This window comes from Pantoea brenneri (assembly GCF_038594305.1).
Classification (GTDB): Bacteria; Pseudomonadota; Gammaproteobacteria; order Enterobacterales; family Enterobacteriaceae; genus Pantoea; species Pantoea brenneri.
The window spans coordinates 315,713-330,437 of record NZ_JBCGBG010000002.1 but is presented as its reverse complement, the minus strand read 5'-3'; the positions used below and the strand labels follow the sequence as shown (position 1 = coordinate 330,437).

At 54.0% G+C, this 14,725-nt stretch carries 12 protein-coding genes; 5 read left to right on the top strand and 7 right to left on the bottom strand.

Annotated elements, in window-relative coordinates; genetic code table 11:
• Window positions 1-3: 3 nt before the first annotated feature.
• Window positions 4-858, top strand: a complete 855-nt coding sequence (locus AABB92_RS12335; RefSeq protein ID WP_031376954.1) for an aldo/keto reductase family oxidoreductase — start codon at window positions 4-6, stop codon at window positions 856-858.
• Window positions 859-902: 44 nt separating this feature from the next.
• On the opposite strand, the gene AABB92_RS12330 is transcribed toward AABB92_RS12335, so the two are convergent.
• From AABB92_RS12330 to AABB92_RS12315, 4 genes are all read right to left on the bottom strand, one after another.
• Window positions 903-2,402 carry an alpha/beta hydrolase gene (locus tag AABB92_RS12330; protein WP_031376955.1) on the bottom strand — a complete coding sequence of 500 codons (1,500 nt, stop codon included), beginning with the start codon at window positions 2,400-2,402 and terminating at the stop codon, window positions 903-905.
• A gap of 18 nt (window positions 2,403-2,420) precedes the next feature.
• Entirely contained in the window at window positions 2,421-2,987 is a 567-nt protein-coding gene (gene pagP, locus AABB92_RS12325; RefSeq protein ID WP_031376956.1) for a lipid IV(A) palmitoyltransferase PagP, read from the bottom strand.
• A gap of 331 nt (window positions 2,988-3,318) precedes the next feature.
• Window positions 3,319-4,770, bottom strand: coding sequence for a sugar porter family MFS transporter (locus AABB92_RS12320; protein ID WP_031376957.1), 1,452 nt, complete (start codon window positions 4,768-4,770; stop codon window positions 3,319-3,321).
• 231 nt (window positions 4,771-5,001) lie between these two features.
• On the bottom strand, window positions 5,002-5,904 hold the full coding sequence (locus tag AABB92_RS12315; protein WP_031376958.1) for a LysR substrate-binding domain-containing protein: 903 nt from the start codon (window positions 5,902-5,904) through the stop codon (window positions 5,002-5,004).
• A gap of 197 nt (window positions 5,905-6,101) precedes the next feature.
• On the opposite strand from AABB92_RS12315, the gene AABB92_RS12310 reads away from it, so the two are divergent.
• From AABB92_RS12310 to AABB92_RS12295, 4 genes are read left to right on the top strand one after another with little or no spacing between them, the layout of a single operon-like run.
• Window positions 6,102-6,851, top strand: coding sequence for an SDR family NAD(P)-dependent oxidoreductase (locus AABB92_RS12310; RefSeq protein WP_031376959.1), 750 nt, complete (start codon window positions 6,102-6,104; stop codon window positions 6,849-6,851).
• 52 nt (window positions 6,852-6,903) lie between these two features.
• Window positions 6,904-8,202 (top strand): MFS transporter, encoded by a 1,299-nt coding sequence (locus AABB92_RS12305; RefSeq protein WP_031376960.1) that lies wholly within the window; start codon window positions 6,904-6,906, stop codon window positions 8,200-8,202.
• 12 nt (window positions 8,203-8,214) lie between these two features.
• Window positions 8,215-9,057, top strand: a complete 843-nt coding sequence (locus tag AABB92_RS12300) for a transketolase (protein ID WP_031376961.1) — start codon at window positions 8,215-8,217, stop codon at window positions 9,055-9,057.
• A 1-nt stretch (window position 9,058) separates the two neighbouring features.
• Window positions 9,059-10,069 carry a transketolase family protein gene (locus tag AABB92_RS12295; protein WP_031376962.1) on the top strand — a complete coding sequence of 337 codons (1,011 nt, stop codon included), beginning with the start codon at window positions 9,059-9,061 and terminating at the stop codon, window positions 10,067-10,069.
• A gap of 898 nt (window positions 10,070-10,967) precedes the next feature.
• Here the strand turns inward: AABB92_RS12295 and AABB92_RS12290 are convergent.
• The 3 genes from AABB92_RS12290 to AABB92_RS12280 form a co-directional block, all read right to left on the bottom strand.
• On the bottom strand, window positions 10,968-11,231 hold the full coding sequence (locus tag AABB92_RS12290; protein ID WP_342560938.1) for a hypothetical protein: 264 nt from the start codon (window positions 11,229-11,231) through the stop codon (window positions 10,968-10,970).
• Between the two features lie 230 nt (window positions 11,232-11,461).
• The gene (locus AABB92_RS12285) at window positions 11,462-12,433 is read right to left on the bottom strand and encodes a ParB family protein (RefSeq protein ID WP_031377765.1); all 972 of its coding nucleotides are present in this window, start codon (window positions 12,431-12,433) and stop codon (window positions 11,462-11,464) included.
• 7 nt (window positions 12,434-12,440) lie between these two features.
• Complete coding sequence (locus AABB92_RS12280) at window positions 12,441-13,640, bottom strand: AAA family ATPase (RefSeq protein ID WP_046289285.1); 1,200 nt, start codon at window positions 13,638-13,640, stop codon at window positions 12,441-12,443.
• Window positions 13,641-14,725: the final 1,085 nt, after the last annotated feature.

The following is a 14,725-nucleotide window of genomic DNA, read 5'->3' as shown; positions in this document are numbered from 1 at the left end:
TCCATGTCACACACCACCATGACGTATCAGCTGGGCGATCGTGTCGTTAACCGTTTAGGCTACGGTGCTATGCAACTGGCTGGACCGGGCGTCTTCGGCCCGGTCAAAGATGAAACGCGAGCCATTCAGGTCCTGCGTGATGCCGTTGCCGCAGGGGTTAATCACATTGATACCAGTGATTTTTACGGCCCGCATGAAACCAACAAGCTCATCAGAAAAGCGTTGCATCCTTACCCACAGGACTTGTGCATTGTGACTAAAGTCGGTGCCCGGCGGGATGATAAAGGAGGCTGGCTGCCAGCGATGGAGCCGGAAGCACTGACCCAGGCGGTAGAAGATAATCTCCGTCATCTGGGACTGGATGTGATCGAGGTGGTAAATCTGCGCAGCATGTTTAATGCCGCGAAACCCAAAGAGGGTTCGCTGGAACCGCAACTGGCGGCATTGCTGGAACTGCAATCACGCGGGCTGATCCGGCATATCGGTCTGAGCAACGTTACGCAGCAGCAGATTGCCGAGGCGCAGGCCATGACGCCGATTGTCTGCGTGCAGAACATGTATAACCTGGCAAATCGTCAGGATGATGCGCTGGTCGATCAGCTGGCACAACAGCAGATCGCCTATGTGCCGTTCTTCCCGCTGGGCGGCTTCTCACCGTTGCAGTCGACCCGATTAAGTGACGTTGCCACTTCGCTGAATGCCACCCCAATGCAGGTGGCGCTCGCCTGGCTGCTGCGCCGTTCGCCCAATATTCTGCTGATCCCTGGCACCTCCTCACCGGAGCATTTGCAGGAGAACCTCGCCAGCGCCCGCCTGACGTTAACCGATGAGATCATGACAACGCTCAACGGCTTCTGAAGCCTGTAGCCCGCCTGGCGGGCTTTTTTATCCGCGGGATGCCCTCAGAAACGCCTGAGGCATTCCGTGAGCTGCGGCCGATCGCTACAGCCGATGTGATGATCGATTCTGTCGATCATGTAGGGATAAAACGGATTCGAGGTGGCACGCATAATCGAGTCGAGGCCGACAATCAGCACCGCACTCTCACCGCGCAGCGACAGCGTGCCAAAGCTGATGCCGAACTGATTTTTTACCGCTGGCTCGCTGCCATATAACCCATCCTGCGGCGGAAACGGGATCGCGACGTGCGACAGAGAATAGAGGCCGGCCGGGTAATTGATCGCCAGAGGTTGCGTCTGTTCAGTGGTCTCACCGGCACGCACGGTTTTGGTCACCATATTTAGCGAGGTTGCCGAGGCGTTGGTGATCACGGTTGAGGTATATAAACGTCGGGCAGCCGGCAGCAACTGATTAACGGCGGTGTAAGAGGAGTGACGAAACAGTGGACTGACGCTGACCGCCTGATTGATATCGAACAACACCAGCTCACTGCCGTTATCCGGCAGATAGTTATACAGCGAGCGGATAACCGACGGGGTGCTGACGGTCGAGTCCATCACCGACTGAAAGGTCAGTACCGGCGGGAAGTCGGCCAGCTGCTGACGCCGGGCCTCCTGCACAATCTGTTTTTGCAGCGCCTGGGTGAGTAAATAGGTCTGGCGGGCCGCGTGTACCGGAAAGGAGTTGTATTTGAAGGGATTGAACTCTGGCACAATGTTCAGCCACGCGGTTTTGGAAAAAGCGGGAAAGATGGAAGGCAGCCCGGCGATACCGGCAAACCGGGCGAAGCGGGTTACCCCAATCATCGGTGACAGCAGGATCAGCTGCTGCGGGCGGCGTAAATGGTGATCGGCCAGGCTATCGAGGGTGTATTTCACCGCCAGCGCCCCGCCGTTTGAAAATCCAACCAGATGCAACGGCGCATTCTCACCCGCCAGCCGGGTAGCTTCACGTACCGCTAGTCGCGTGGCGGCCAGCCAGTCCTGCCAGTCTACATCGGTCAGACCCGCCGGGACCGTGCCGTGACCGGGTAACCGCAATGCCACCGCGACAAAACCCTGCTGCTGATAAGCTTCTGCCACATGGCGCAGGCTATAAGGACTGTCAGTCAGGCCGTGCAGTAACACTACCGCGCCACGCGGTATGCCCGCGGGCCGCAGCACATAAGAGCGGTTCCAGTCGTGATCAAAACTTTCAGGGTAGATCATGCTGTGGGCGTAGTAGCGATTGAGCGGTGTTTTCTCATCCGCCTCCAGCTTGTCGCTGACCTGCCGTTTCATCTCATCGAACAGCCGGTTCTCTGCCGTCAGGTAATCGGCATAGCTGGCGTGATCGAGCTGCCCGACGCTTAACTCATGCGGAACCCAGGTGTGCCAGCGGTGTAATTCTGGTCCGCGACCGGCCTCATAGACCCGCAAAATCAGCAACAGTATCACCACCAGCGCAGCGGCGAGCGTGATACGTCTGGCCCAGCGGGCAATAAAAGTTAACGTCCTGCTCATGCATCCTTTCCTGAGAAATTAAAATCCATAACGGAACCAGGCAAATAAGACATTGCCGTTGTTATAGGTCCCGGGAATATAAGTGAACTGAAGATTAAGTGCTTTATAACCGGCGGAGAACAGCGGCAATACGATCGGCAACGGAATATATCCGCCGAAATCATCGCGCGCCGTTATGCCTGCAGTCAGTCCCGCGCCTAACCGAAAGTCCTGATTCGCGCCCGGATACCAGCCTTTCTCCCAGCCATAACCGACAATCGGCTGCCATTTATTGTGCGAGTCTTTAAACGCCATCGCATATAACGCGCTCCAGTTGCCGCTGTCGTTGTAACGTGAAATCCCCAGACCACCGCCCCACGGCATCTCGTTATAGTGGTCGGTTTTCTCTTTGTCATACATGAAGCGGGCATGCCAGCTGATAAAAGGCAGATAAACATCGGTGTGCTGCGGCACATTCCACGTTGTGGCGACATCATCCGTCACGCCGTCCCACCACGAAGAAAGTGATGAAACCGCGGTTTCTGCGTAAAGCGGCCCGGCGGCCAGCGTCGAGGTAAGCAATACCGTTGCAATGACATTTTTCATAGCAGGTCTCGTCAGCGCGCGCAGGTCATGACGAATGAGTATAGCGCAGCGCCTGAGATGCAGATTGTCAGCGGTCATGCTTCGCTTAATTCACTGATAAGCCACACTAAGCCGGTTAGCATCCGCCGTGCCGATCGGCCAGCAAGCAGAATTTCAGGCTGAAATCGCCAGCGGTGCGCACATTTTAACCGAGGGTTTTCTGCTGATTACAGTGAACGTCAGGCGGAGGAGATAAGGGGTTCAGACCAGGTATGGCGCGGTCTTCCGCGTATCAGGATAAAAAAACCGGACTGGGTTCAGTCCGGTTTTGGTGTGACGCTGGCGGAAAAAATTAGCTGGCGTTCGCCACTTCGGATTTTTCGCCAAACTTCTCTTTCATATGGGACTCAATCTCTTCCAGACTCTTGCCGCGCGTCTCAGGCACCATCGCCATAACAAAGATCAGCGAGCCGACGTTAATCGCAGCAAAGATGAAGAAGGTGGTGCTGCCGGCATATTCCATTATCGGCGGGAAGCCAAAGGCGACGATCGCGTTAAAGATCCACTGTAATGAGACTGCGCCACCGGTCAGTACGCCACGCAACTGCATCGGGAACAGTTCCGACATCATCAGCCAGTAGACCGGTGAGATGCACATCTGCATACAGAACAGGAACAGCAGAATACAGCCCAGGGCGAGGTAGCTCTGCATCAGGCTCGGGCTGATGAAGGTCATCACCGCTCCCAGCAGAATCTGCGAGGTGATCACCAGACAGAGGCCGGTAATCAGCATCGCCCGACGCGGGAAGCGGCTGACCGCCCAGATACCCACGATGGCCGCCACGACGGAGACCACCCCGTTACCGATGGTCGCGGCAATCGAAGCGCTGGTGCCCAGCCCGGTCTGTTTAAGGATGATCGGAGTGTAATACATAAAGCCATTTACCCCGGTGAACTGGGCAACAAAGCCCAGCCCGACACCGATGATCATCAGACGGATCACCCACTTCTCGCGGATCAGGGTTTTCGCATCAGGTCCGCGCTCTGCCGCCCGCGCCTGCTTCTTCATCTGCGCCATTTCATGACGCACTTCACGCGGCGTTTCGCGCAGGTATTTAAGGATTTTTTTCGCTTCTTTAAGACGACCTTCGGCCACCAGCCAGTGAGGCGACGCTGGCACAAAGAAGGTCCCGATAAACAGCAGCAGGCCCGGCACCATGGCAATCGCCAGCATGTAACGCCACAGATGCTCATCGTGCAGCAGGTAGCTCAACAGAGTACTGGCCACGTAGGCGATCAGCTGTCCGGTAACTATCATCAGCTCATTACGACTGACCAGCGGCGCACGCAGTCGCGGCCCGGCAATTTCCGCGATGAACACCGGCACGGTGGACGAACCGCCGCCAACCGCAATACCGAGCAGGAAACGCATCGCCACCATCACATTGACCGACGGTGCCAGCGCCGTGCCCAGCGAGCCCAGCACAAACAACACGGCCAGGCTGCGCAGCGTGATACGACGTCCGAAGCGATCGGAGAAGAAGCCGCTCAGGAACGAACCGATAGCCGCACCGAACACCAGTGAAGAAGCCACTAACCCTTCAGTGAAGGAGTTCAGCCCCAATCCGCCCTGATCCGGCGGTGAGGTCATATAAGGTAAGGCACCCGAAATAATCCCGGTGTCATAACCAAAAGCCAGCGCACCCATAGTGGCTACCAGCACCACTAAAAAAATACGCTGGCGTACCGTATCGGCAGGCGCGTGTTCGCCCGCTTCACCAGAGTCTGGTGTATTCGTACTCATAATTACCCTGCCATTAACAAGTTAAACATCCGTTGATTAAATTTCATACGGAATAAAAATGGAACTTTTTTACCGATTGGGAGATGAAGTGTAGACGGTATTTTTGAATTAGCTTTAGCAATGCGCTTTTTATGGCGGGATAATTAATTACAAAACAGTGCGCCGAAATAATAGCGGAAGTCGCGCCGGAAGGAGGCGCGGAATAGTGACGAAGCGAAACTTAATTTAACATTATATTAACTCTTTCAGCTCGCTCTGAATCCAGTTAAGGAAGTGGCTAACGCGGGGAAACTGGGCAAAGCCGCGCGGGTAGACCAGATGGTGCGCGCTGACCGGCAGACTGTAGTGCTCCGGCAATACCCTGACCAGTTTACCGCTGCGTATATAATCCTCAGCCAGCAGCTCGCTTTCAAAAATAAGCCCATGACCCAACATCGCAGCCTCCAGGCTCATATAGGATCGGTCAAAGCGAAATAACCACTCATTATCCGGCTGGGGTAATTGCTGAGCAGCAAACCACTGCGGCCACTGAATAAGCGGCGATTCCGATAATATCAGTGCATGATGAATTAAATCGCTGGCCTGATTAACCGGATGGCGGGCTAAATAGCCCGGCGAAGCCAGCACCGACATTCTTTCATGGCGGATGGTTTTAATGTCGAATGACTTCCAGTCCGGAAAACCGTGACGCACCGCAATATCAATATTATCGCGGCTGAAAGATAAGTTCTCGTAGGAGCAGGAGAGCGTCAGCTGGAATTCGGGATAGCTGTCACGGAATTTATGGATCCGCGGTAGCAGCCACAGCAGGCCAAAACTGGGCGCACAGTGAATACGCAAATTGCTGCGCGCTTTCTCATTACTGATGCGCGCCGTCGCCTGCGCCAGACCCAGCAGTATCGGGCTGATTTCCTTCAGGTAATGTTCACCCGCCAGCGTCAGCACCACCCCTTTTGCCGAGCGATTAAACAGGATGCAGCCCAGTTCACGCTCCAGTTTTGCCAGCTGATGACTGGCGGCAGAAGGCGTAATGCTTAATTCCTCCGCCGCACGCGCCACGTTGCCAAAATGGGCAACCTGTTCAAACACCCGCAGCGATTTAATTGACGGTAAGTGGTCGGTCTGCTTTTCCATCTCTCCCTCCGTGCAGAAAATTTGTGATGTGTGCCCGTTTTTAAACCGCAGAAATGTTAACTGCATCAAACCAACAAATTCATTCAGCATCAAATGAATTTTTTTGCATTGCCAATATCGACGGCTTTATCAATTCTGATCGTGACCCTGCCGGTAGGCATACCGAACCACTAATAATTATTCTTCTGGAGTGGACCATGTTACTTGAAAATAAAGTTGCGATTATCACAGGTGCGGCTTCGCAGCGCGGCATCGGCCGTGCAACAGCCGCCTGTTTTGCTCACCACGGTGCCCGCGTCGTGGTGCTGGATTTAGATCTGCAGGCGGCCAGAGCCAGCGCACTGGCGTGTGGTGATGGCCATCTGGGGCTGGCCGCCGACGTGACCGATCCGCTTACGGTGCGCCGCGCAGTCGATCAGGTGCTTGAGCACTACGGTCGCATCGATGTGCTGGTCAATAACGCCGGTATCACCCAGCCGGTAAAAACGCTGGATATCCGCGTGGAAGATTACAATCGCATCCTTGATGTGAACCTGCGCGGCACGCTGCTGATGTCACAGGCGGTGATCCCCACCATGCAGCAGCAGAAAAGCGGCAGTATTGTCTGTCTCTCATCCGTCTCCGCACAGCGCGGCGGCGGTATCTTTGGCGGTCCGCACTACAGCGCAGCCAAAGCTGGCGTGCTGGGGCTAACCAAAGCGATGGCGCGCGAATTTGGTCCCGATCAGATTCGTATCAATGCAATTACTCCCGGTCTGATCCAGACCGACATCACCGGCGGTCTGCTGCAGGATGAGCGCCGCCACGCCATCATCGACGGTATTCCGCTTGGCCGCCTTGGCGCAGCCAGCGATGTCGCCAACGCAGCGTTGTTTCTCGCCAGCGATCTCTCCGGTTACCTGACCGGCATCACGCTCGACGTCAACGGCGGCATGCTCATCCACTAACAAGCGCCCTGCCCTGCCCGCACTCGGCGGGCTTATACCGGGAGTGAATACCATGACCACGCTTAACCTGAGCGCAGCCGCTGCTGCGCGCGATCTCACCTATCGCAAAATCGCCTGGCGCTTAATGCCCTGGCTGATGCTGTGCTACCTCTGTGCCTACCTTGACCGCGTGAATGTCGGCTTCGCTAAATTACAGATGATGGACGACCTGTCGCTGAGCGAAACGGTCTACGGGCTGGGTGCCGGGATCTTCTTCATCGGCTACTTCTTTTTTGAAGTCCCCAGTAATCTGATTCTGCATCGGGTCGGCGCTCGCCGCTGGATCGCCCGCATCATGATCACCTGGGGCATGATCTCGGCGCTGTTCGCGCTGGTCGAAACCGCATGGCAGTTCTATCTGCTGCGCTTCCTGCTTGGCGTAGCCGAGGCCGGCCTCGCGCCGGGCTTGCTGCTCTATCTCACCTATTGGTTCCCCTCCTACCGACGCGCCCGTATGACGGTGCTGTGGTTTATTGCCATCCCGCTCTCCGGAATGATCGGCGGCCCGCTCTCTGGCTGGATTATGGCTACTTTTGCCGGCTTTCATGGCTGGGCAGGCTGGCAATGGATGTTCCTGCTGGAAGCTATCCCTACGGTTGCAATGGGTTTAGTGGTGCTGCTGGTGCTGAAAGATCGTGTTGAGCAGGCGGACTGGCTGGATGAAGACGAAAAACGCCGGGTACGCGCCGATCTTGATGAGGACAACCAGCAGAAAGCCTGTCACAGCACGGTCAAAGCGTTTGTCGCTGATAAGCGTCTGTGGCTGCTGGCGCTGATTTATTTCTGTGTGGTAATGGGCCAGTACGCCCTGACCTTCTGGTTGCCGACGCTGGTGAGAAACTCAGGCGTCAGCCAGCCGCTGCATATTGGCCTGCTGACCAGCCTGCCCTACCTGTGCGCCATCATTTTTATGCTGCTGGCCGGTCGCAGTGGCGATCGTCATCGTGAGCGGCGCTGGCATCTGGTTATCCCGATGCTGGTGGGACTTATCGGCTTGTCAATGGCGACCTTAATGAGCCACAGCGTCTCTCTGTCGCTGCTCTCGCTGTGCATCGCTGCCGCCGGCATCCTCTCTGCTTCATCGCTGTTCTGGATGCTGCCAACCAATCTGCTGGGCGGAGTCTCTGCTGCCGCAGGCATCGCCGCCGTGAACTGTATTGCTAACCTGGCGGGTTTCTTCTCGCCGTGGCTGATTGGTGCCATCACCACGGCAACTGGCTCGCCCGCATCGGGAATGTATTTTATCGCTGCCGTACTGCTGGGTGGCGCGCTGTGCGTGCTGCGCATCCGGGCAGCAGACGTTAATCGTTAAACAGGAGGTAACATGACTGACCATCTGCACGCATCTTCCGGTCTTTCGCTGCAACAACGCGCCACCAATATTCGCCGCCATGCCTTATTAATGGGTCAGGTTCAGGGACAGGGCTACATCGGCCAGGCGCTGGGTGCCGCCGATTTGCTGGCTGTCAGCTATTTTCATGCCATGAACTATCGTGCCGACCAGCCTGACTGGGAACAGCGCGATCGCTTCTATCTGTCGATTGGGCATTACGCTATCGCGCTGTATGCCGCGCTGCTTGAAGCGGGCGTGATACCGCCAGAGGAACGTGAAACATACGGCACCGATGAAAGCCGTTTACCGATGTCGGGAATGGCAGCCTATACGCCGGGAATGGAGATCACCGGCGGCTCACTCGGTCATGGACTGGGTATCGCGGTTGGCGCCTGCCTCGGCCTGAAGCAGAAAGGATCGACGGCGCGGGTTTTCAACCTGCTTTCTGATGGCGAGCTGAATGAAGGATCGACCTGGGAAGCAGCGATGTCTGCCTCGCACTGGCAACTGGATAATCTGATCGCCATTATCGACGTCAACAATCAACAGGCTGATGGTCACAGCAGCGAGATTCTTGCCTTCGAGCCGATCGTGGATCGCTGGCAGGCTTTTGGCTGGTATACGCAGCGGGTTGATGGCAACGACATTGCAGCCTTACAGGCAGCCTTTGATGCCGCCTGTAGCTGGCCGGACCCGCAACCCCGGGTGATTATTTGCGATACCCGAATGGGTAAAGGCGTCTCCTTTCTGGAGAGTCGTGAGAAAACGCACTTCATTCGGGTCGATGCCGATGAGTGGGATAAAGCCCTGACCGCGCTGGAGCAAGGAGCCTGAGATGAGTTCACAACCACAGAAAAAACGCCTGACGACCTCAGCAATGATTGCATCGATCGCCGCCGAGGGTCAGCCCACGGTCTCAGCACCGTTTGGACATGCGCTGGTATCACTGGCGCAGCAACGGCCTGATGTGGTCGGCATGACGGCTGATTTAAGCAAGTACACCGACCTGCACCTGTTCGCTGATGCGTTTCCTGAACGCTTCTATCAGATGGGCATGGCGGAACAATTGCTGATGAGCGCGGCGGCCGGGATGGCGCGTGAAGGCTTTACCCCGTTCGTCACCACTTATGCCGTGTTTGCTTCACGCCGGGCCTATGATTTTATCTGTATGGCAATCGCCGAAGAAAATCTGAACGTCAAAATTGCCTGTGCGCTGCCCGGCCTGACCACCGGTTACGGCCCCAGTCATCAGGCCACCGAGGATCTGGCTATCTTCCGTGGGATGCCTAATCTCACCATTATCGATCCCTGCGATGCGCTGGAGATTAGCCAGGTGGTGCCCGCCATCGCAGAACATCAGGGTCCGGTTTATCTGCGGCTGCTGCGTGGTAAGGTCCCGCTGGTGCTGGATAAATATGACTATCGCTATCAGCACGGTAAAGCTCAGCGTCTGCGTGGCGGTAAGCATGCGGTGATCATCAGCAGCGGGTTAATGACGATGCGGGCGCTGGAAGCCGCCGAGGCGCTGGAGAAACAGGGCATTGAGGTGGGGGTGGTGCATTCACCGGTCATCAAGCCGCTGGATGAAGCGACCATCCTGCGCGAAGCGGGGGAAGCGGTCGACATGAATCGGCTGGTGATCACGGCTGAGAATCACTCGGTGGTAGGCGGGTTAGGCGAGGCGATTGCCGGGGTACTGATGCGTAACAATGTCACGCCGCGCTTTAAGCAAATCGCACTGCCGGATGCGTTTCTGGCGGCAGGTGCATTGCCAACGCTGCATGATCGTTATGGCATCTCTACCAAGGCGATGGTCAAACAAATCACCGCCTGGCTGGCGGGCTAATCCGCATCGAAACCGGGCCTGGCCCGGTTTTTTTCTGCTTTCCTCTTTCTGGTTTCTGTCGTTCTCTTCAGCCTGCTATCTCTTAATCCCCGTTCCGCCGGGAAAGCCTTAGGCAACGCCGAATCTCCAATCACGCTTTACTGATTGCAGTGGACGGCGACTTTCTGACAACACAACGAAATCTGAAGGCAGCACAACCGCGGGCGACGGCCTTTGTTCTTATCCGGATAAGATGGCAAAGTCTGGTTTACTCCCCGGATAGCGCTATTCACTGTAAACAGCAAATGGGTCAGTTAGCGATTTCCAGCCTGCGATGATGGGGGTATATGACGGGATGAGGCTCAAACTGTGCTAAACAAAACGCTGTTACCGATCGCAGTGAACGTTATGTTGCTGAACCATGCTGGTTTCGTCACGCGAGTCTGCGGACATATCCTGACGACACCGCGTTTCGTCAGCCTCAGTTAACAGCCTGCAAGACAGAATCGCTTATCGGGAGAATAGCAGGCAGAGAGTGAAGTTTTTCCGTCTGAAAAAAGTTATCCACTTTTTCTGTGGATAACTGAGGGATATTTTCTGAGTATCTTTTTTCAGTGTAGCTTCACGGCTTCGCTGCCGTGCCAAAACGCACCTTTTATCAGCCAATCGCTTCGCCTTAAGGCTGTTAATTACGCCCTGAAGGAGTGAAATCGTGGCGATTTCAGGCTGAAATTTTAGATGGTTACCTATAATAAACAGCTACTTAGATACTAAATAACTCTGGCGCACTAATTTGTAGCAGGCAGAGGTCTTTACAGCAGCCTGTTTGCACGGGTCTGAGCCGGTTTGAACGAATGTAAATTTAAAGTTAAGTGGTTACTAATGAACCAGCCACTGCAATTCTTTCATTGCATTGCTGTTATTGTTTTGTCCCGGTTGGCTGACTGAAGAGAAGCGTGCAGTAATAACGCTTATCCACGGCTTTGGCTCTGGCTCTGGCTTTGGCTTTGGCTCTGGCTTTGGCTCTGGCTTTGGCTCTGGCTTTGGCTTTGGCTCTGGCTTTGGCTTTGGCTTTGGCTTTGGCTTTGGCTTTGGCTTTGGCTTTGGCTTTGGCTTTGGCTTTGGCTTTGGCTTTGGCTTTGGCTTTGGCTTTGGCTTTGGCTTTGGCAGGGAAGTCTGCCATTTTGCTGGCGAGGTGAAATACAAGCTGGCGATTTCACGCTGAATTTCATGCGCTGAAAAAGCATTTATTCATTAAATATCAAACAGATATGTTTTATAACTTAACTGAAACGCTGGCGATTTCAGCCTGAAATTCGCCTTCAGAGCAGGTGAGGTGGGTATGGCGCATTGGCTGGCTGATGAGATAAAAAAAGCCAGCGATGAGCGCTGGCTTGATTGTCTGACCAAAGATTAACGAGAAAGATATTTTTTCAGTGTCTCAGCAATGACTTTATCCAGCTCTTCCTGCAACTCTTTCGACTGGCGATTAAACTCATAGCTAAACATCCGACCGCGAACCTTCTTACGGGCAAAACGATCTTTGTCAGCAAATGACCAAAGCGTGGTTGCCTGCGTTTTATCTTTTTCCGGCTCCTTCATTAATGTCTGGCTGCCCTGACGAATCAGACGCAGGATATGGTTTTTAAGCTCATCCTCTGCCAGACCATCGCGTGCACAAACCACATCAATTTCCATTGAGATGGAATCGATCAACGCCTCAACAGTTTGACCGGACTCACTGATTTTTTCAGCCGCCTGCAACAATGCTTTGTAGTCCGGATAGGTCAGTTCAGAATGATTGGGGAATAGCGAAATCAATTCAGCCGGTACGCTGGCGGCCTGCAAAGCTCGCGTCACTTTAGCCTGAGATAACCCCTGATTCTCCGCAATCTCTTTCTGCGACAGGCCGCCATCTTTCAGTGCTAACAGGCGCATACCCACTTCACGCAGGTTATGTTCACGCGCAGTCTGAATATCCTGCGCCAGCCGACGTGCCTCATCAGCGCTGATTTCTGCATCGCTGATCAGAACATCAAGACCGGTTTTGCAATAAATTGCCGCAGCACGACGACGTGAACCATCGAGGATTTCTATCCGGTCGTTTCGCATAATCCCGATAGCCGGGAAGAACTGTTGCAGCTTAATAGTGCGAATAATGTCACGCAGTGAATCTGGCGTCAGCCCGGCCTGGTCGCGGCCGTTCGTTTCCATCGTGACAAAGGTTTTAGTTTCAACTTCATTTGCGGCGATGCGCTCAAAGCGAAACAGTGCGCGCTTGCCGGTTGCCAGTACGAAGGTCTGGCTGTGCTGGTCACCTTTGTTGTCATTATCCAGCGGAGTCTGGCTGAAGGTTCTGCCAATCGTAATTCTTTTTGCGCTCATACAAACCTCAGTTCAGGCGAATAAATTCGATACGGTCAAAAACCGCTTTAGCGAAATCCTCAGCAGCCGAACGCGCATTTTTTAATGCTTCGCTACTGCCGACATAAGTCGAAGGATTTGCTGAGATCACGGTGTCGAATGATTCACCGCACCGTTCGAAGCCGTCAAGACGGGGAAGGGCTGCGTCCAGCATGTCTCCACCAAAGATTTCTTTGGCGAGGCTATGACACAGTTTGTGATCCGCCTTGTTTGAGAGTTTCGACATAAAGCCGATGTTGCCTTGCAGCCGACAGGTTGCTCCCGAGTCTTCGATGATGCCAATCAGCTCTGGCAAACGGGTCAGGTACTTCAGGGTTGAATGGAAATCAACCTGAGCAGGCGGTACCGGCGTCATCAGCAGGTCTGACGCGGCAATAGCGTTCTTCAGGAAAGCGTCCAGATGGGGACCGCTATCAATAAAGATGAAGTCATAATCCTTCTTCAGTTTAGCGATGACGTTGTCATACAGCACTGAATGGACGTTTTGACCGGGCAGATGCTCAGCGCATAATTCATCCCAGCGTGAGGCAATAAAGGCGTCGTCGATAGATGCCGGCAGCACATCAACGCCCGGGATGATCGATGAGACAATAAATTCATTCACCAGCTCATCGCGGCTGACATTTTGCAGCATGGCCTGTGCCGCAGTTGCTTCCACCAGGCCAACTGAACGCTCGTGATTCAAAAACATGGTGGCCGATGATTGTGGATCGAGATCAATCACCAGTATGCGCAAATCTTCAAACAAAAGATGGGGATGGGCGCGCAGCGCGTGTGCCAGCGAAACGGTGGAAACCGTCTTAGAGACGCCACCTTTCAGGTTACCCACGAACAGGGTATACGCATCGGCGTGGCGGTCACGATACTTAGGCACGCCACGGTGGTGATAAATGTCGATGATGTTCTGGATCGACATCGCATACTTAACCGATGAACCAGCAGCGCGTTTATCAAACTGATAGCCACTTTCTTCCATCTCATTAACCGCGTAATCCACACTGGCACGGGTCAATTTAGGCAACTTGGCTAACGCCGCTTTGGCATAGACCTGATAATAAGTGTTTTCGTGTAACTCTTGTTTTTGCGCCTGAATTTGCTCGGTTAGGCTTAGCAGCATGCGTTCTGAACGCTGCGCCACCTTCATTACCTGCTTATCATCGTTAGCCATAGTTGCTCCAGACATGTAGGATTTATGACTTTATACAGAAATCCTGCACATGAGGCAATAATTTATCTTCTCAACATAAAGCTCGTATCTGTGTAGTCAGGCTGGTTATGGTGAGCTTCATCACATTATCGTCGCTATGCTGATTTACTTAAAGCCTCTCCAGTGAGCTGAACGTTCACTGTAAACAGTAGATCGGCTTCAGAACATTCACTGTAATCAGTAACCGGTAGGGTCTGGCTAAGGTAATGAGGATTGAGTTTGCCGGTTAAGGAGAGAACAGGGCATAAAAGGAAGAGGGGAGCGGGACTGGCAGGGAGAGCAGGGAGAGCAGGGAGAGCAGGGAGAGCAGGGAGAGCAGGGAGAATAATAGTCCGGAACGGGTTCAAACATTCACTGTAATCAGTAGCACCTGTCAGCATGGTAGTAGCGATATGAGCAGAAGCCCCCGGCAGTAGCCGCTGAACGGTGCCTTTACTGGCTTTTCTGGGGGAACCATCCGTAGCTAAGCACGGTGATGAATTGATGTCACTCAGCACCCAGCATCCAGCATCCAGCATCCAGCATCCAGCATCCAGCATCCAGCATCCAGCATCCAGCACTCAGCACTCAGCACTCAGCACTCAGCACTCAGCACTCAGCACTCAGCACCCAGCACCCAGCACCCAGCATTATGGCATTACGGCATTACGAGAAACGGTTTATGTAAGGTTCACTGTAATCAGTAAACCCCACCGATAAAGCTTTGCGGCATGATGCGACCGGCAACGAAACTTGCTGAACGTTCACTGTAGTCAGTAACCGGGTGACTGTTGGCGATAATGCAGCAGGGAAATCCGGCAAACATTCACTGTAATCAGCAAATCTCAGCAGGCGTCAGGCTAACTGTTTAATCATTGAGTGCTGACTAACTGACTGGATCTATTGCTGACAGAGATGAAGGGCGAGCAAAGCGTCAAACGTTCACTATAATCAGTAGCGCAGCATTATCCTGACAACTCAGCGTTCACTATAATCAGTAAAAAATACGCGCGTTGCTCGTAACGTTCACTGTAATCAGTAAACCACCTTCGACAGAATGGCGGGCT

Coding starts and splice junctions, on each gene's coding strand:
- AABB92_RS12335 (WP_031376954.1), top strand. CDS start 4: ATGTCACACACCACCATGACGTATCAGCTGGGCGATCGTGTCGTTAAC.
- AABB92_RS12330 (WP_031376955.1), bottom strand. CDS start 2,402: ATGAGCAGGACGTTAACTTTTATTGCCCGCTGGGCCAGACGTATCACG.
- pagP (WP_031376956.1), bottom strand. CDS start 2,987: ATGAAAAATGTCATTGCAACGGTATTGCTTACCTCGACGCTGGCCGCC.
- AABB92_RS12320 (WP_031376957.1), bottom strand. CDS start 4,770: ATGAGTACGAATACACCAGACTCTGGTGAAGCGGGCGAACACGCGCCT.
- AABB92_RS12315 (WP_031376958.1), bottom strand. CDS start 5,904: ATGGAAAAGCAGACCGACCACTTACCGTCAATTAAATCGCTGCGGGTG.
- AABB92_RS12310 (WP_031376959.1), top strand. CDS start 6,102: ATGTTACTTGAAAATAAAGTTGCGATTATCACAGGTGCGGCTTCGCAG.
- AABB92_RS12305 (WP_031376960.1), top strand. CDS start 6,904: ATGACCACGCTTAACCTGAGCGCAGCCGCTGCTGCGCGCGATCTCACC.
- AABB92_RS12300 (WP_031376961.1), top strand. CDS start 8,215: ATGACTGACCATCTGCACGCATCTTCCGGTCTTTCGCTGCAACAACGC.
- AABB92_RS12295 (WP_031376962.1), top strand. CDS start 9,059: ATGAGTTCACAACCACAGAAAAAACGCCTGACGACCTCAGCAATGATT.
- AABB92_RS12290 (WP_342560938.1), bottom strand. CDS start 11,231: ATGGCAGACTTCCCTGCCAAAGCCAAAGCCAAAGCCAAAGCCAAAGCC.
- AABB92_RS12285 (WP_031377765.1), bottom strand. CDS start 12,433: ATGAGCGCAAAAAGAATTACGATTGGCAGAACCTTCAGCCAGACTCCG.
- AABB92_RS12280 (WP_046289285.1), bottom strand. CDS start 13,640: ATGGCTAACGATGATAAGCAGGTAATGAAGGTGGCGCAGCGTTCAGAA.